This is a genomic window from Flavilitoribacter nigricans DSM 23189 = NBRC 102662 (genome assembly GCF_002646595.1).
GTDB classification, from domain to species: Bacteria; Bacteroidota; Bacteroidia; order Chitinophagales; family Saprospiraceae; genus Flavilitoribacter; species Flavilitoribacter nigricans.
The window spans coordinates 25,275-42,852 of the sequence record NZ_PDUD01000039.1 but is presented as its reverse complement, the minus strand read 5'-3'; the positions used below and the strand labels follow the sequence as shown (position 1 = coordinate 42,852).

General features: G+C 53.2%; 16 protein-coding genes. 12 read left to right on the top strand and 4 right to left on the bottom strand.

What is annotated here, in order from left to right; translation table 11 throughout:
• The first annotated feature begins 47 nt into the window (after positions 1-47).
• The 11 genes from CRP01_RS31490 (at position 48) to CRP01_RS31440 (ending at position 10,032) form a co-directional block, all read left to right on the top strand.
• Complete coding sequence (locus CRP01_RS31490; protein ID WP_099154051.1) at positions 48-521, top strand: hypothetical protein; 474 nt, start codon at positions 48-50, stop codon at positions 519-521.
• 83 nt (positions 522-604) lie between these two features.
• Positions 605-1,405 carry a hypothetical protein gene (locus CRP01_RS31485; RefSeq protein WP_099154050.1) on the top strand — a complete coding sequence of 267 codons (801 nt, stop codon included), beginning with the start codon at positions 605-607 and terminating at the stop codon, positions 1,403-1,405.
• 41 nt (positions 1,406-1,446) lie between these two features.
• Positions 1,447-2,301, top strand: a complete 855-nt coding sequence (locus CRP01_RS31480) for a hypothetical protein (RefSeq protein ID WP_099154049.1) — start codon at positions 1,447-1,449, stop codon at positions 2,299-2,301.
• A gap of 504 nt (positions 2,302-2,805) precedes the next feature.
• Positions 2,806-3,597, top strand: a complete 792-nt coding sequence (locus CRP01_RS31475; protein ID WP_222845853.1) for a helix-turn-helix domain-containing protein — start codon at positions 2,806-2,808, stop codon at positions 3,595-3,597.
• A 100-nt stretch (positions 3,598-3,697) separates the two neighbouring features.
• Positions 3,698-4,048, top strand: a complete 351-nt coding sequence (locus CRP01_RS31470; RefSeq protein ID WP_099154047.1) for a dimethylsulfonioproprionate lyase family protein — start codon at positions 3,698-3,700, stop codon at positions 4,046-4,048.
• Positions 4,049-4,175: 127 nt separating this feature from the next.
• Complete coding sequence (locus tag CRP01_RS31465) at positions 4,176-4,679, top strand: hypothetical protein (RefSeq protein WP_099154046.1); 504 nt, start codon at positions 4,176-4,178, stop codon at positions 4,677-4,679.
• A 16-nt stretch (positions 4,680-4,695) separates the two neighbouring features.
• On the top strand, positions 4,696-5,196 hold the full coding sequence (locus CRP01_RS31460) for a helix-hairpin-helix domain-containing protein (RefSeq protein ID WP_099154045.1): 501 nt from the start codon (positions 4,696-4,698) through the stop codon (positions 5,194-5,196).
• 81 nt (positions 5,197-5,277) lie between these two features.
• On the top strand, positions 5,278-6,264 hold the full coding sequence (locus CRP01_RS31455) for a phosphotransferase enzyme family protein (RefSeq protein ID WP_099154044.1): 987 nt from the start codon (positions 5,278-5,280) through the stop codon (positions 6,262-6,264).
• A gap of 99 nt (positions 6,265-6,363) precedes the next feature.
• The gene (locus tag CRP01_RS31450; RefSeq protein WP_099154043.1) at positions 6,364-6,726 is read left to right on the top strand and encodes a glyoxalase superfamily protein; all 363 of its coding nucleotides are present in this window, start codon (positions 6,364-6,366) and stop codon (positions 6,724-6,726) included.
• An 86-nt stretch (positions 6,727-6,812) separates the two neighbouring features.
• Positions 6,813-7,502 (top strand): NAD(P)H-binding protein, encoded by a 690-nt coding sequence (locus tag CRP01_RS31445; RefSeq protein WP_222845852.1) that lies wholly within the window; start codon positions 6,813-6,815, stop codon positions 7,500-7,502.
• 1,039 nt (positions 7,503-8,541) lie between these two features.
• Entirely contained in the window at positions 8,542-10,032 is a 1,491-nt protein-coding gene (locus CRP01_RS31440) for a pyridoxal phosphate-dependent decarboxylase family protein (protein WP_099154041.1), read from the top strand.
• 15 nt (positions 10,033-10,047) lie between these two features.
• Here CRP01_RS31440 and CRP01_RS31435 read toward each other — a convergent pair whose 3' ends face one another.
• From CRP01_RS31435 to CRP01_RS31425, 3 genes are read right to left on the bottom strand one after another with little or no spacing between them, the layout of a single operon-like run.
• Positions 10,048-11,289: an MFS transporter gene (locus tag CRP01_RS31435; RefSeq protein WP_099154040.1), complete on the bottom strand. Its 1,242-nt coding sequence runs from the start codon at positions 11,287-11,289 to the stop codon at positions 10,048-10,050.
• On the bottom strand, positions 11,290-11,922 hold the full coding sequence (locus CRP01_RS31430) for a class I SAM-dependent methyltransferase (protein ID WP_099154039.1): 633 nt from the start codon (positions 11,920-11,922) through the stop codon (positions 11,290-11,292). It lies immediately after the preceding gene.
• A gap of 31 nt (positions 11,923-11,953) precedes the next feature.
• Complete coding sequence (locus CRP01_RS31425) at positions 11,954-12,601, bottom strand: ArsR/SmtB family transcription factor (RefSeq protein ID WP_099154038.1); 648 nt, start codon at positions 12,599-12,601, stop codon at positions 11,954-11,956.
• 306 nt (positions 12,602-12,907) lie between these two features.
• On the opposite strand from CRP01_RS31425, the gene CRP01_RS31420 reads away from it, so the two are divergent.
• A complete protein-coding gene (locus tag CRP01_RS31420) occupies positions 12,908-15,568 on the top strand; it encodes a DUF7133 domain-containing protein (protein WP_099154037.1) in 2,661 nt (886 codons plus the stop codon).
• A 593-nt stretch (positions 15,569-16,161) separates the two neighbouring features.
• Here the strand turns inward: CRP01_RS31420 and CRP01_RS31415 are convergent.
• A complete protein-coding gene (locus CRP01_RS31415) occupies positions 16,162-17,115 on the bottom strand; it encodes a glycoside hydrolase family 43 protein (protein ID WP_099154135.1) in 954 nt (317 codons plus the stop codon).
• Between the last annotated feature and the right edge of the window lie 463 nt (positions 17,116-17,578).

The following is a 17,578-nucleotide window of genomic DNA, read 5'->3' as shown; positions in this document are numbered from 1 at the left end:
GGCCGAAATTTCTTTGGAGACTGCGCCTGGTTGCGTATTTATCAAAAATGAAGATGAAGGAAATTATTCGAATAGCCCAAAAGTTTATCGATAACGAAAACCTGGTGCATCCCTTCGATTCCCACCTTGAATATTATTTGGATCCGGCCCCCAAAGACTTGGGGCTTTACTGGTATTTTGATTACCTTATTCGGCCTAAGATTGATGCACCGAAAAGGGGAAAGTTGGATTTCGGCGGAGCGAGCGGGTTTACGGTATCCAAGATTACTCACAAGGTGGAGATGATCGCTCATGGTTGTTATCCGGACTTGGAAGCTGGGAAAAAAAGATTTGATGAAATAGAAAATCTGTTGCGTACATCCGGAAATATCTGGCAGGAATTGCGGAAGAAAACCGGACTGACTGCTTCACAGGCCATGAATTTGCGGCGGCGGATTGGGGCGTTGGATCTGGACGTAGAGAAAAACCGCCTGCTGATCATTGAAGAAATCATGGAACGGATAGAGGGGAACAATGGCTAGATACCGTTAGTCTGGTGAAATAAATTATTCTAAAATATAAATAGCTACTGCCCGCCGCCGGGCCAGCAACCGACAATATCCTCATGGCAAGATGGCATCTGTTCGAAATTGAGGACCAGCCGTGGTTCCCGACTTTTTTGCGAAATTACCTCACGGATTTTCTGCAATTTCTATCCAACAAAACCGGCCTCTACAGCCCCCTCGTTTCCATTATCGAAAAGGGTCTCAACACCGTGGAACGCAACCGGATCATCGATCTCGGATCGGGTGGCGGCGGCGGACTCATCCACCTGAATGCCGAACTCAAAGCGCGCATTCCTGACCTGGAGATCGTTCTGACCGATTACTATCCCAATATTCCGGCCTTTGAATTTACGGCGCAGCAGGCCGATAACTTTCGGTACATCTCCGAATCCGTGGACGCGAGGCAGGTGCCGGCGGATCTGACCGGCCTGCGGACGATGTTCCTGGCCCTGCACCACTTCCGGCCGGAAGACGCTGCGCAGATCCTGCAAAATGCCGTTGACTCGGGCTATCCGATCGCCGTCTTTGAAGCGCAGGAGAGGAGCGTGCCGAGTATTCTGGCCATGGTGTTCTCTCCTCTGACCGTACTTTTTACCACGCCCTTTATCCGGCCGTTTAAGATCGGTCGTATCGTATTTACCTACCTGATCCCCATTATTCCGCTGGTCGTCCTGTGGGACGGGATCGTTTCCGCATTACGGACCTATTCCGTACCGGAAATGAACGCACTGGTCGCACAACTGGACCGTACCGAAGATTATAATTGGGATATTGGCAGAATAAGATCGGGACCGGGGCAGGTGTTGTATCTGTTGGGTACCAAACAGTCTCTTAAACGATCCCGCTGCATTAATTTTTAAAGCGGCCTGCATTTTTCCGGATGCGGGTAAAAGTCCCTAAAATGAGAATCACAGCTATCCTTTTGATCATTTTTGCCCTTGCGGCCTGCGCGGCGGATCCCGCGGAAGACAATAGCCAGTCACTGGTGGCCAAGCAGTCGGCTATGGCTACGGAACCAACCGCTGCTACCGAGCCTACCGCTGCGTCCGAACCGCAAACGGATCGGCAACCAACATCCGAACCTGTACTCGGAGAGCGTATTGACGGACCGGCTAATATCCGGGACGCCATCAACGGCAAACTGCTTTTTACGCTCAATGACGGTGTGCTGGTCTCCTCCACGCCCCTCAAAGATGACTGGTATAAGGTTGGGGTCATGATGGATATCGATACCAGCGAAAAGGAGATCCGGAATCTACCGGCCGGCCGGAAGATCATCGTGGATGGCCGCCAGGTGGGGTTGGTGAAAGCCGATATGGAAGTCTATCCACAGATCGGATACGAGGAAGCCTGGGTGGAACTGATCGGTTATACCCACCGCGACAATATCCGGCCGGAAACGGTCATTGAACCGGCCCTGGCGGATCAGTTGCAATCGACCAACGGTCGCCGGGCACTTGCCGACCTACAGGGCTTTATCCGGGAATATGCGCTGGAAAAGGTCGAGCAGTTTGATGGTTATACCCTTTATTGCAACTACGAGAACTGGATCGTAGATCCTTCGCCCATGTGGCGCATCGGACTGGTATTCCAGAAAAAACAGCTGGTGGCGATCCTGCACACCCGTCCGCTGCAGGTAGCCGGTGCGACCGATTACAAACTAAAGCGCGGTTTCAGCTGCCTGGTATACAACGACCAGCCGTCCCCACAGGACATCGTAAAAATGTTTAATGAATTTGTGATGTCGGTAGATTAGCAGCGGTGCGCTGAGGAGGATTAGTGCCTGCTGCAGATAGCGGAAATAGAGAAAGTGGCGAAGAGCAATACGCTTGATTTTACGCTGCAGGGCTACCCGGCACCGCAGGGCAGGGCTGTTCAGTTCTATAAAAACGCAATGCGAATTTTTCAATTACAATATCAAGCACAATAGCAATAGCAAGCAAAAGGCAGCTTTCTACTCCGATTTTGACCTTTTCGCCTGATTTTGAGTTATTGAAATTGCTATTGCCATTGAAATTGCCATTTTTTTATATTCAATAATTTGAGAACTGAACAGCCCTAGGCACCGCAGGGGGGCGACGATGTCCACTACGTAATTGGTGACCGTCCAGGTAATCTCTGGTTCGACACCCGGAATGTCGACTTATGCCGGTACGACGGAAAATCCTTTGTCGCATTTTCGGAATAGAGACGGGAAGTGGGAATCTGCATTTCGGCCCGAAAAAAGGTTTATCTTCATGCCCTGCCGAGCTGCATGCCTATGATCGAAACGCTAAATATACCTTCCGAAGCACTGCCCGTTGGGGGAAGAAGGATCAAGAAATACCTGCTGGTATGGTGTTCGGCGGGTACTTTGGATCTGGAGATCGATGGGCGGACATTCACCGTCCCCGCCGGTCACGTCATTACCATTACTTCCGGGCAGTTCCATAAATTCAGGGATGTAGGGCAGGCCCGGGGGATCGTGCTGCAGTTTACCTACGACTTCTTTTGCAAGGACGATACGGATATCGAGCTCATTTTTCACAACGGGCTTTTTTGCCATTTCGACCAAAATGAGGTCATCGATGTCAGCGCTCAACCGTTGGTCGGTGCTTATTTACAGAGTATTGCCGCCGAATTGCAGGAGCGGGCCTACCAGTACCTAACGTCCGTACATGCGAAAATTAAGTTGATCCTGGTGGAGATCAATCGGGCCAAGGTACGGCTGGGCGAAGAGATCTGGAAACCCAATGCCCTGTTCCTGAAATTTCTCGAATTGATCAGAGCCGACTTCCAGCATAGCCGGCCGGTAAAATACTACGCCGGGCGGCTCGGGACCACCGAACTTCAACTAAATGAACTTTCCAAACTACACGCCGGAAAGACCGCTCAGCAAATTATTCACGGTCTGATCGTTTCGGAGGCCAAACGGCTGCTCTATTACGAGGCCCATTCCGTTAAGGAAGTAGCTTATGCGCTGGGGTTCAAAGATCCCTTCTATTTTTCCAATTTTTTCAAAAGACATACCCACCTGTCTCCGCAGGCTTTCAAAGAGCAGATCGAAGCCTGAAATTACATGCTTTCCGCAGGATCTTCCATGTCCCCGGCGGCCTGATCTCCCGATCTTTGTACCGATCATTTTTTCATAAGCTGTAAAACAATAATCAAACATGAGTACGAAGATCGAAGATTACATCGTCAATACCATTTCTCCGAAATGGACCCCTTTATCGGAACCGGGAATCGACACAGCGGGTCTTTATGTCAGCACCCTAAGAGTAGATGAAAACGGCCGGCCACCGAGTTTTTTGCTCAAATTTGAGCCCGGGGCGAGTTATCCCTACCACAATCACCCGGCCGGAGAGGAACTGTTGGTGCTGGAAGGTAGTTGTATCATCGCCGGTGCTACGCTGGAGAAAGGGGACTATCTATATACTCCGCCGAATTTTAAGCACAGTGTCCGGTCGGAAACGGGATGTGTTTTGTATTTTGTTGTTCCGGAGGAAGTCGAGATCCTGTAAAACCAATAGCCGGTAAAGAAGCGGTCTTTTAGGCGGGGTAATAAAAGATCATCCAAAGGAAAGTCACGTGCAATAGCTCCGGATGGGGCTACTGCCGTTTCCGGACTACAGGGTACAATGCTGAAATATGAAAACTATCGTTGAAGTCGAAGAAACGTTTAACTGTAGCCTGGGAAGGGCGTTCAAAACCCCGATCCTCGGCGATGCTACCCGGTTTCTCGTAGGATACGGACCCGTTCCGGCCGTTGAAAAGTTTACCGATGATGAAAGCTGGGGGCAGCCCGGTGGGCAACGCATTCCCCATTCGGCCAAAAACTTCCTTTCGAAAGGTGGTGAGATCGGAGTGGATGAGATTTATGTCCGGGAGGAGAATAAATACTGGAAATGGGGCATAGCCGAATTCCGGCAGTGGAGCATGGGTTTTACGGAATTTCAGGGCGAACTGTTTTTCCGGGAACTGGCGCCCGGATCGGTCGGCGTTCGTTGGGTGTATACCTTGTTTTCTGATAGTGTTCCGGCCTATCCCTTTCACTGGCTTTTCGGAAATATCTTCTGGCGGGGACAAATGAAATTAGCCATTCAACGTATGAAGGCGTACGCCGAATCGGATGCCCCGCTGCTGTATGAGTAAATTGAAATCAGCCGACATGAAAAAGAAAAATATCAAACTTCAGCTAACGGACGAAGAAAAGAAAAAACTACGGACCCGCAAGTGCAGGATCAGTGATCTGTGGGAAATGAGCGCCCCGGAGATCGAAACCCTGCTGCAGGTGAGTTCGGACCGGGCGCGCGAGCTCCGTGCCTTTATCGAATTTCAAACGGTACCGTCCATCGGCATCCGATTTGCGGAAGACCTGATCTTTCTGGGCTACTATTCACTCGATGAACTGAAATCCAAAGACGGCGCCCGACTGGTGGAAGATTACGAGCGCAAAAAAGGTTACTGGATCGACCCCTGCGTGGAGGATCAGTTCCGTCTGGTCGTTTATGCCGCCGGGCATTCGGATTGTCAAAAGCAGTGGTGGGACTTTACCGAAGCGCGGAAGCAATACCGGGCAGAACAGGGCTATCCCGCCGATCGACCGCTAACCCCCTGGTACGAAGTGATCGAGATCAAAAGCAAAAAGAATATTGCCGGCCGGACCTGAACCGGCACTGCATAGTTTTATAGGACCGCTTTGCGGCGCCATTTACCAAGCCACCTGACGAAATTACCTAGATCAAATCGCATGACCCACGCTCCGGCCCTCAGCTCGATTATTACTCCGGATCATCTGGCCGAATTCGCCACTGAACACTACGACCTGCCCCAGCCGCTTAGCTGCCGGATATTGAAAACCGGGATGAACCACAGCTATCTGCTCCGTACTCCGAAGGAAAGGTATGTACTCCGGGTCTATTACAAGGATTGGCGTACCCAAACCGAGATCGCAGAAGAACTCCGACTGATCAATACCCTAAAAGCTGGCGGCATCCGGGTGGCATTCCCGATCCCGGATACCTGGGGAAATTTCATTCAGCGGATCATGGCCTGCGAAGGGGAACGTTACGTGGTATTGTTCTCCTACGCACCGGGAGAAAGCGTCCGGCAGCCTTCCGAAACGGCCTGTCATCAACTGGGCCTGACTATGGCCCGGATGCACCAGATAACGCTCGGCAAAAGCGTCCGGCGGATCAGTTACGATGCCGATACGCTGATCAGGCAGGCTTACGAACTCGCCTGCAGCCGTTTTTCTGAATCCCTTCCCGAAATGCGGTATTTCCGGCGGGCGGCGGCCCGGATCGAAGCGGAGTTCGGCGCGGCCGATCCGACCGATCTGCGCTACGGAGTGGTACATCTCGATCTGTGGTACGAGAATATGAAGATCCGTCAGGACAGCGAGATCACGATCTTCGATTTCGATAATTGCGGGAACGGTTGGTTATTTCTGGATATAGCCTATAGTCTGATGCTGCTTTTCCGAACCGAACCGGACCGGGAGATCTACCGGCGGAGGAGTGATCACCTGTTGCGGGCGTATGGATCCATCTGTCCGATCTCCGCCGAAGAAATGAGATTGCTGCCCTTTGGAGGACTGGCCATCTGGCTGCACTATACGGGTATCCACGTGCGGCGATTCGATGATTTTTCCAATCAGTTCTTCAGTGAAACCTTCCTCAAGTTCTGGATCGATACCGTCAACCGTTGGATGAAATTCAACGATATAACCATATAGCGGGAAGTTGGCCGGTACAAAGGCTGAGGCAGGCGCCAGGTTGATTGCACCGCACCCGTTTATCATTGCACACATTTCACTCGATACAAATAATAGCTAATGAATTTCAAAGCACCCATTCCCATCCTGCGGATCTTCGACGAGGCCAAAGCCCGGGAATTCTATGCCGATTATCTCGGTTTCAGTATCGATTGGGAACACCGTTTCGAGCCCGGTATGCCGTTATACATGCAGGTATCCCGAGCCGGTTGCGTCCTGCACCTCAGCGAGCACCACGGAGACGGCACACCCGGTACCCGCCTGCGCATCGAATGCGATGATGTAGTCGCCTACCGGCGGGAGCTGCAGACCCGAAATTACAAATACCTGAATCCGGGCATCGGTAAACAACCCTGGGCGGAGCAGGAAATGTGCCTTACCGATCCCTTTGGCAATATGCTGATCCTGTATAAGCCTGCCTAAAGGCACCGCCAATACTTTCGCTAAAGTATTGCCGATGGATTCATTAGCTTTACCCTACCAAATCTAATCGGATCAATTCATCCACTATGCCTACTCAACCCTTATCTATAGTCATGCTGGGAGCCAGTGGCGCCGTTGGCGGCCAGGTCCTGCAAACCCTGTTCGGACAGCAAAACGTGGCCCGCATTAGTCTGCTGGGGCGTACGCCCATACCCGATCTTCGGGCGGAGGGGATCGTCATAGAGCAGCATCGCATCGATATCCATCATCCCGATACTTACCGGGAACTGTTACCCGGTCACACGGTGGCCATTTGCACGTTGGGTGTCGGGCAACCTTCCAAAGTCAGTCGCGAAGTATTCATCGAGGTAGATAAAACTGCCGTTGCTGCTTTTGCCGAAGCCTGTAAAGCAGCGGGTATCCGGCATTTTGAACTACTCTCATCGGTGGGGACCGATGCGGATTCCTTTAATTTTTACCTGCGTACCAAAGGCGAATTGAACGCCATTCTGGAGTCGCTACAGTTTGACCGACTCAGCATTTTCCAGCCGTCCATGATCCTGACGCCGACCAACCGCTACGGCTTCAGTCAGGCGGTAATGCTGAAAGTATGGCCTCTGCTGGATCCCGTCCTACGGGGAAGCTGGAAAAAATACCGCGGTATCCGGGTCAGCGAACTGGGCCGGGCCATGGCCCTGAACATTTTTCGGGAAAATTCCGGCCGGGAATACCTGTCGTGGGCAGAATTTAAAGCGATTGCCGGTAGTGGCAAATAACAATAGGAGAGGGGCATCTCGCTGTTTCTTACCCGCAGCATTGAACTGTGCTCCCCCAGGGGGGAACTGGCCGCAGGTTAGAGGGGGAGGAGCCTGGTCATTAACTACCCGGGACAAAAGTGCCCGGACTTATTCATTGCTGCTGCGATCAAAAAGGAAAATGATACAAATACCTTTCCGGGCAGTGTATCCCAAATTGTATTGGTGCAGCGCATCGCACTATTTCCAACCCAAAGGGATGAAAATACCTAGAGCTACAGCGTAGCGACCTGTCAACCGAAATGGAAATCGTCAGGACGGTGCGCTGCACCTGGAAACATCGGTTACGTTTTGGTCTGTAGCTATAACGGTGCGCTGCACCTATCACTGAGTAACGGTTTGTACTGGTTGGGATAACCACTTTACGTGGGAAGTAAAAAAGCCCGGGCTTTTTCGTTCTTTTTGTGATCAAAAAAATCAAATTCACAAACACCTTGTCCGGCTGGATATCCCAAATTGTAGAGGAAGGTGCAGCGCACCGAACTATTTCCAACCCAAAGGGATGAAAATACCTAGAGCTACAGCGTAGCGACCTGTCAACCGAAATGGAAATCATCAGGACGGTGCGCTGCACCTGGAAACATTGGTTACGTACTGGTCTGTAGCTATAACGGTGCGCTGCACCTATCACGGCGTAATGAAATGCCAAATTCACAAACACCTTGTCCAGCTGGACATCTCAAATTGTACAGGGAGGTGCAGCGCACCGCACTATTTCCAACCCAAAGGGATGAAAATGCATAGAGCTACAGCGTAGCGACCTGTCAACCGAAATGGAAATCGTCAGGACGGTGCGCTGCACCTGGAAACATCGGTTACGGTTTGGTCTATAGCTATAACGGTGCGCTGCACCTCCACTAAGTAATGATTTGTGCTAGTTGGGATGACCACTTTCCGGAGCGTTATAGAGGCAAAACGGCGGAAGCCTTTATCTTAGCGGAAAATTCCGGCGGGAAAACCCTTTCCCGGATTTACTCATTTTCAGATCCTAGCCAATACCATGTTCACCATCAAAACCCTGATCGACGATATTGACCGGCACGAAGCGATCAGCCGTGCCCTGGAGATCCCGGCCACCGAGCGGGATGAACTGCAACGGGCCGTTTTGGCCTACGGGGAAGCCTTTCTGGAAAGTCTGCCCGCAAGAAAAACCTACGAAAAGGCGGGGTACCGTCGGGAAGCGGCCGATGATTTTTTTACCATTGACGGCGAAGCGATCCAAATGGGGCCGGTACTGGATTTCCTGGACCAGCGGGTGGACCATGGTGGACTCAATCCGACCGCAGCGGGTCATCTGGCCTATATCCCGGGGGGCGGACTTTACGCCTCGGCCCTCGGCGATTATCTGGCGGCGGTAACCAACCGTTATGCCGGAGTTTTTTACGCGGCGCCGGGAGCGGTTCGCATGGAAAATGCCCTGATCAACTGGGTGGCCCAACTGGTTGGCTACGCTCCGGGATTTGCCGGCAATCTCACCTCGGGCGGCAGTATCGCCAATTTGATCGCCGTAGCAACGGCCAGGGACGCCAAACAGATCCGGGGAAAGGACCTGCACCGAACGGTGATCTACGCTTCCGGACAAACGCACCACAGCATTCGCAAAGCGCTGAAGATCGCAGGAATGGAGGAATGCATTTTCCGGACCATCGAGCAGGATGAGCACTACCGGATGGACCCGAAACAACTCCGGGAACAGATCCGGAAGGATCAGGAACAGGATCTGCAACCCTTCCTGGTGGTGGCTAATGCCGGCACTACGGACCTGGGTATTGTAGATCCGCTCGAAGCGATCGCCCGGATCGCCCGGGAGTACGAGCTTTGGTTCCACGTCGATGCGGCCTACGGCGGTTTTTTTCTGCTCACAGCGCACGGTCGGGATCGCCTGCGCGGTATCGACCGGGCCGATTCCGTCATTCTCGATCCCCACAAAGGATTGTTCCTGCCTTACGGATCCGGCGTAGTATTGGTCCGGGACGGACGGCAACTGGCGGCGGCCAATCGCTTTGAAGCCCATTACATGCAGGACGCCCGGGAGTTTCAGGAGGAGCCGTCCCCGACGGACCTATCTCCCGAATTGAGCAAACATTTCCGGGGCATGCGGATGTGGCTGCCCCTAAAACTGCACGGTCTGGCACCTTTTATCAGTTGCCTGGAAGAGAAACTCGGATTGGCGCAGTATTTCTACCGGCAGATACGCGAGCTGGGTTTTGAGACCGGCCCCGCGCCCGATCTGACCGTCGTGGCCTTCCGCTATGTACCCGCTGATGGCCCGGCTGATGATTTCAACCGCACGTTGTTGCAAAAGATCCAGACCGACGGCCGGATTTTTCTTTCCTCTACGTTGCTGAACGGGCGTTTTATGCTGCGGGTCGCGATCCTGTCTTTTCGGACCCACCGGGTACAGGTTGACCTGGCCCTGCAATTACTCGGGGAATACCGGGATGGACTATTGGCCGGAAAACCATCAAACGGAAGTCTGACCGAAGAGTGACCGTACGGGGCGACTTTAAGTACCGGGGGCGTCCATTGAGCCCGATGTGAGTATGGGGGCGGTGCGCATCCGGACGCGGATGATCACTGCTGACAGTACGGTCAACAATCCGATAGCACCGACGGCCCAGAAAATACCCAGAGTATCGGCCAGCAAACCGGTCAGCAGCGCGCCGATCGCGTAGCCCAGATCGCGCCACAGCCGAAACACTCCGATACTTTCGGCTCTCTGTTGGGGATGCGTAAAATCGGCAATGGCCGCCAGAAAGGTCGGATATACCACTGCGGTGCCTATTCCAAGAATTATCGAAAGCACGGTAAAGTGCAGGAAACTGGTTGCGTAGATCATCAGGAAAAGGGCCACACCCTGTAATAGCAAGCCCCAGAACAGCATTTCCTTTTTCCGCAGGTGATCCGCCATTTTTCCCGTAACCAATTGTCCGACGCCCCAGATGGCGGGATAAAGAGCAACGATCTTGCCGATAGCTTCGAGATCGAAACCCCGACCGGCCAGCAGGATCGGCAGTAGCCCCCAGACCATTCCATCGTTGAGATTGTTAATGAGTCCCGCCTGGGTAACAGAACCCAGGTTCCGATGCTTCCAGGTGGTTTCCCGAAAGATATTTTGGAGGAGCGGGATCTCGCTGACCGCCGTTTCGGCCCGTACGTGGTGCACGGTATCTTTGACGAAAAGCCAGCTCAACAGCAACCCGGTGAACGCAAAAGCGATGCCCAGATAAAAAGGGTAGGGGCGGATACCGTATTCGGCAGCGATCCAGCCGGTGAGAAAAGCAACACCCCCGACGGCCAGGTAGCCGGCCGATTCATTCAGCCCCATGGCCAGGCCCCGGTTCTTTTCTCCGACCAGGTCGATCTTCATGACCACCGTACTCGACCAGGTGAGCCCCTGGTTGATCCCCAGTAATACATTGGCGAAGATGATCCAGCTCCAGGACTGGGCGTAGATAAAAATAAAGGGTATCGGTAGGGCGATGATCCAGCCCAGGGTCAGCAGGTATTTGCGTCCGAAGCGGTTGGCCAATGCGCCCGTATAGTAGTTCGTAATCGCTTTGACCACCCCAAAAACGACGATAAAAGAAAGAATAGCCGTCCTGGCCGCAATGGCAAACTCCACCTCCGCAATCTCCGGCAAAATGGTCCTTTCCAGGCCCACCATCCCGCCGACGAAGGCATTGACGATTACCAGCAGCAGGAATTGTTTCCAGTTTTCCCGCAGACCCAATCTGATCGGTTCCATTTATTTTCTCTTGAACAGGGTGTAGATGTATTTGCGTGTAGCGCCGGAGGGCATGGTGTACCTATGATCAAAGGAGCGGATCAGTGCGAAATCATCCCCCAGCTTTTCCGCCAGTTCCCGCTGATCGTAGCGATGCACGGGCAGTCCGCTGCAGGTGCTGGCGCCGTCCGTATGAAAAGCCGCCAGGATCACGAAACCTCCCGGTCTGACACACTGTTTCAGCAACTGGAAATAGGCATCCTGCTCGGCCCGCTCTTTGAAAAAATGGAGGACGGCGCGATCGTGCCAGAGGTCGACCGCCCCCAACTTGAACAGCGTACGGGCCTGGGTCAGATCGTCCACGATCCAGCGGACCTTTTGCGATTCCGCTCCCAGTCGTTCCTGTAGTTGCCCGAGCGCCAGCGGACTGACATCATTGACGATGAGGTTCCGGAAACCGAGCTTCAGCAGCTCATCAACCAGGGTGGTGGCCCCGGCTCCGACGTTCAGAATCGTAGCTTCCGGGGACAATTGACAATCCTGGATCAGTTGCAGGGAAGGTTCGGGAACCGCTTCGTACCAGCCGAGCCGGTCGGTTGCGGTGTTGGCATAGACCCGATCCCAGTGGGCCTGATAATCTTTAGTTTGAATCATGGCTGAAGTATTTAGGCGCTTCAAAAGTTGGTTACGCCGGCTGAGTACTGGCCAGTTCGTAATCCAACGCACTTATTTCGATCTTGCCGGCCTGGTATCCCCGGGCCTGCAGGAGTTTTACCGCTTCGTCCGCCAGGGTGCAGAACATGCCCCGGCAGTAGGCGATCAACAGTTTGTCTTTCGGTAGCTCCGGCAGTCGCTGTTCCAGTTCGGCGAGCGGTACGGAAACCGCATCCGGGATATGCCCTTTTTGAAACTCGTCTTCCGGACGTACATCCAGCAAGCAGACATCCGTCCGTCCCGATAATTGCTCCAGAGTGAGCGGATGCCCAAAATCATTGGCGATCCGGCTTTGCTCCACTGTTTCCCGGAGCCCGGGCGAAAGCAGGAGGGTGAGATCGCGCAGGCCGGTCCAGGCGCGGTAAACTTCCCGGGAAGCCAGCGAATAGTAGACCTGTACGCCTTTTTTCTCAGTCCGCACCAACCGCTCCTTTTTCAAAGTTTGCAGGTGTTGGGAAGCGTTGGCAATACTCATCCCCGTTTGCCGGGCGATATCCTCAACGCATTTTTCCCCGTTGGCGATGAAGTCGATGATCTCCAGTCGGCGGGGGTTGGAGATCGCGCGGGCAATTCGGGAAATTTCATCGTATACCTGGTCTTTGAATGTTCTGGATCTCATCCTGGAATGCTTTGCCTGAGCCTGTAATACCGATGCCGATGACCGGTACGGAGGCTGCTGTTCTGTATTCAATTACAAAAGTATATACTATTATTCAATTATTCAATTGATTTATTGAATAATGGTTATTCACTTCTACTCAATGCAGAGGCAAGTACCGCAGAAATGCAATGCCCGATATACACCTGCGGAAAAGCCGATAGGCCGCTTCGGCCAATATTTCTATCTTTGGAGCCTGCATTTCGGGCCGGCCTGATCTGAGGGCGGGCTTCGGACCTGAACAAACTAACATAACCTAATCGTAGCATGTTAAAAGTAAAGCTTCTCTTACCCGGTCTGGTACTACTCGGATTCCTGACCGCTTGCAAACAGGATCAACCGGTAACGACCGTTGATCTGCAGGAATTTGAAGAATATTACAATCCTCCCGGATTCGATCCGGGAACCGTAGAACCGGACAGCACGGCGCTGGTGATCGAAAATATTGCCGGGCCGGATATTGTGCCCAGCCCCTCTTGTCTGGCCGTGTCTCCGACCGGCGAAGTTTTTGTGGGTGTGGATATGATCGGTTCGCTCGGCAAGGAGCCGGGTAAAGGAAGCATCGTCAAGCTCGTCGATAGCGATAATGACGGCACCTACGAACAGCATACCGAATTTGTCAAAGTAGATAACCCCCGGGGGATCATGGTGGTGGGTGATCAGGTATATGTCCTGCATACGGTATTCAGCGAAGCCACCGGGGAAGCGGACCGCATGGACCTGGTCGTATTTGCGGATGAAGATCAGAACGGTGTTGCCGACGGCCCTCCCAGTCCGCTGATCAAAAATATTTGCTCGCCGGAGTCCCTGCGCAGCCGGGGAACGGACCACTCGACGAACGGTATTCGCATGGGCATCGACGGCTGGATCTACATCGCAGTGGGTGATTTCGGTTTCCACGAAGCGGAAGACCGGTCCGGTAAAAAGATGACCATGCTGGGTGGTGGTATCGTCCGGGTACGTCCCGACGGCACCGAAATGGAGGTCTACGCCCACGGTACGCGGAACATTTATGATGTCGCCATCGATCCGTTCATGAACGTTTATACCCGCGGTAATACCAATGACGGTGGCGGTTGGAACATACGGTTTATCCACTACGTCCAAAGCGGCGAATTCGGTTACCCGAGCTACTTCAAGAACTTCACGGATGAGATCATCCCGGCCCTGGCCGATCTGGGTGGTGGCTCCGGAACCGGCAGCTATTTCATGGATGATGACCGCTGGCCGGTCCAGTACAATCACGTGCCGATGATGGCCGACTGGGGAAAAAGCCAGTTGTACATCCACCGGGTTACCATGGACGGCCCCGGATTTACCCAACAGGACGAGGAGTTTATCAAGTTATCCCAGATCACGGATGTCGACCTGGATGGTTCCGGCCGGATGTTCCTGGCCGCCTGGGATGGAGCCGGGTATAAGGGAAGTCCCGACAAAGGCTACGTGGTGAAGGTGGTACCAAAAGACTGGACCTACGAGCCGTTCCCGGACCTGCAGGCCGCTACCGCCCCCGACCTGGCCGAATTGCTGAAAGCCGGAAATTCCGTGACCCGTTTCCACGCGCAGCAGGAGTTACTGAAGCGCCCGGCCGCTGAAGCCGCCGAACTGGCCCTGGAAGTGGCCCGGGACCAGACGCAGCCGCTGTCCGTTCGGGTAGCGGGCGTGTATACCTACGCCCAGGCCGCCTGCGGCGATGGGGTAGAAGCCTTGCTGGAACTTACCAAAGAAGATAAAATGCGCGAATTTGCCCTCCGGGCGCTCACCGATAGAAAAACCTGCCTGGAGTCGGTACCCATTGATCCATTCCTCAGCGCGGTACACGATGCCAACCCTCGGGTACAGGCGGCGGCGATCGTCGGTTTGGGCCGCTTAGGCCGGCCCGAAGCCGCTGAGACTTTACTGGAAATCAGCGTACCCGCCTCCGCCAAGGCCCCACAACCGGGAACGGAAGGCCCCCACGCTACGCCCAACTCCGACATCATCCTGCCCCACCTTGCGGTACGTTCGCTGGTGGAGCTGGATGCGGTAGATGCGTCGTTGGAAGCCATTGGCAGCAATCCGAAACTAGCCCTCTGGACCCTGCGCTACCTGCACGATCCCAAAGCAGTTGACGGTTTGATCGCCGCTTATAATGACAGTGACAATGCGGAACTGAAAGATGAGATCCTGACGACCGTGTCGCGCCTCTACCACGAAGAAGCTCCCTACGACGGCAGCTGGTGGTGGAGCACCCGGCCGGATACCCACGGCCCGTACTACAAGGGGATCACCTGGGGATCTTCCGATAAGATCAAGGACTTCCTGGTCGAAACTTACGAACAGGCCGGAACGGAAAAAGCAGACTTTTTTGCCCGACTCAACGATCGCCACCGCATGGAGATCGAGGAACTGGGTACGGCTACGGTAAAAGAAGTGGCCGAAGAGACCAAGATCAACCTGGAGGCCATTAAAAACCAGAAAGGACAGGTGGGCAAATCTTCCATCGAAGACGTCATCCTGGCCATGGGAGAGATCAAGGGAGATGCCAATAAAGGCAAGGAGATCTTCACCAATCAGGGTTGTGTGGCCTGTCATAGTCTCAGCCGGAACGAGCCGATGAAAGGGCCGTTTATGGGGCAGATCGGTTCCATTATGAACCGGGACCAGATCACGGAATCTATCCTGAAACCGAACGCTTCCATCTCCCAGGGTTTTGCCACTTTCCTGATCGAGACCAATGATGAAAAATCCTACGTCGGTTTCGTAACGGCGGAGTCAGCCGATGAACTCACCATTCGGGATATCGCCGGCAAGGCTACCCAGGTGGAGAAAAGCAATATCAAAAGCCGGGAGGAACTGGAAAATTCCATGATGCCGGTCGGCCTGGCGAATGCCCTCTCGTTTGAGGAACTGGCTTCCCTGGTCAGCTTCCTGGAACAACAGAAGTAAAAAAGCTTAGAGACTGTTTGAAAACTTCTACTGCCGGAGAAAAACCCGGATTTTGGCGTCAATTGAAAGCTATTTTTCACTGCATAGCCCAGCTACGGAGTTAAAAATAGGTGCAAAGTGGCGGCAAAAGCCGCGTTTTGGAATCCAGTGAGAGGTTTTCAAACAGTCTCTTAGCTCAACTTTAGCATTTTCAATGATTGGGATTCCGTGCCCACGCAAAGCTGTGATCTAATTTTAAAACGTACTATCCTAAACCGGATGTCTTAAAATCGCTCTTTGAATTCGCCGTCTCATTATGGAGGAATGCCATTTTATCTCCAGGGCGATGCCCTTATCGATGTCAGTGGCGTAGCTGCGAAAATGTTGGTAGATCAGTAAGGGGTTTTACATCGAAGGGCGTAGTCCTGGCCATGTATTAATCTGAAATGTCCGTTTTTCTATTCTATTTGCCGGACGCAACATAAAATGCTAAAGTCGAGCTTAATATCCGCCCGGTAGTCCGTGAAGATGAAGACCACCGGGCGGATCTTCCTTTTACCGGCACCTGCCGCCAGGCCTGAAAACGAACATAGCTGCCGGAATTTCCCCGCTGATCAATAAGGTTTTCCCAAAACCAGCTTATCTCCGGAATCATCCATCTCAAACAAGTGCGGAATGCGCACATAGCGGCCGTTGATCTCTTTGTGGCTGTGCACCGACATCAGGAGTTTCCCATCAAAGGTGCGAAACAGCATGCCGTGTCCGTAATTGGGCGGTGTGATGGGCTCGGGTTCCTGTACCCAGGGGCCATCCAGCGTGCCGCTTTCGGAATAGGCCACGCCCTGCACGTAGTCACTGAATACCCAGCTGGTCCACAACATGCCCAGTTTGCTAGTTTGGGTATGGAACAACCAGGGGCCGTCCGTCACCTTGTTGGGGATAATGTTGCCGGCATCGTCCCGCTCCCGGCTCCAGGGAGAGTCGCTGGCGCGAAAGAGGACCTGCCCCGTACCGATGGTACCGCTCAGATCAGGTTTCAGTTGGATCTTTTCGATGGTGCCGTTCCAGTTTTGCAGCCATTCGTAGCAGTAGACCATGTAGGGGAGTCCGTCCTCATCCACCCAAAAGGTGCCGTCGAGTGTCGGCATCTCGGGCGGCAGATAAGTTGGGTCCTCCATCGGCAGGTAGGGCCCGTCCGGCGTATCGCTGACGAGTACATGACTGGCCCGTCGTTCGATCTCATTCCCCCGGACGGTATCGATCTTTACGTCGCGGTTGGTGAAAGTGGCGAAATAGTAATATCTATCATGATACTGGTGTAATTCGGCGGCCCAGATCATTGGTCTCGGCCCCATCCAGGATTCGGGATCCGTTTCGGCTACCCGGTAGGGGCCCGTCCATTGCCGCAGGTCTTTACTTTTCCAGAGCCATCCGCCCGTGCCGGTCATGTAGTAAGTGGCGGTTTCGGCATCAGCCAGGATACAGGGATCACTCAGCCGGATCGAGTCCAGCGGAACATTTTCTTTCAGCACCGGTCTTCGGGACTGAGAAAATGCCGGCAGGATCATACTGGCCGCGATTAAACAGCCTAAAACTTTTTTAAAGATCATTTTTCGTTGGTTATATATTTATCATTTGTTCTGAAGTGAAAATGTGCTGAGGTGTGAATGTGTGAATGTTTGAATGTGTGAATGTTGGGTTTCTAGCTTCCACTCGGTACCGGGAGTTGATCTTATGGAGGTGAAAATCCTGCCAGCCGGGTACCTATCGTATTCAAATATAACGGACTTCTTCCAGGTTCCGTAAACGATTGTGCCCGATATGTGCAGGACCGGTTAAACGAGCCGTGTTCCCTGACATTTGGCCTGGATTTCTATATCACATCGGCAACAATTATTTATATTAGCCGTAGCAAGCCGGATAAGTCCTCACGCAAACTGCGGTCCCTTGCATTTCCTGAGAAATATCATCGAATTGGTTTCCCGTTAAACAATGGATTAAACGAGCGGTCGCCCTCGTGCTTCGGCACGG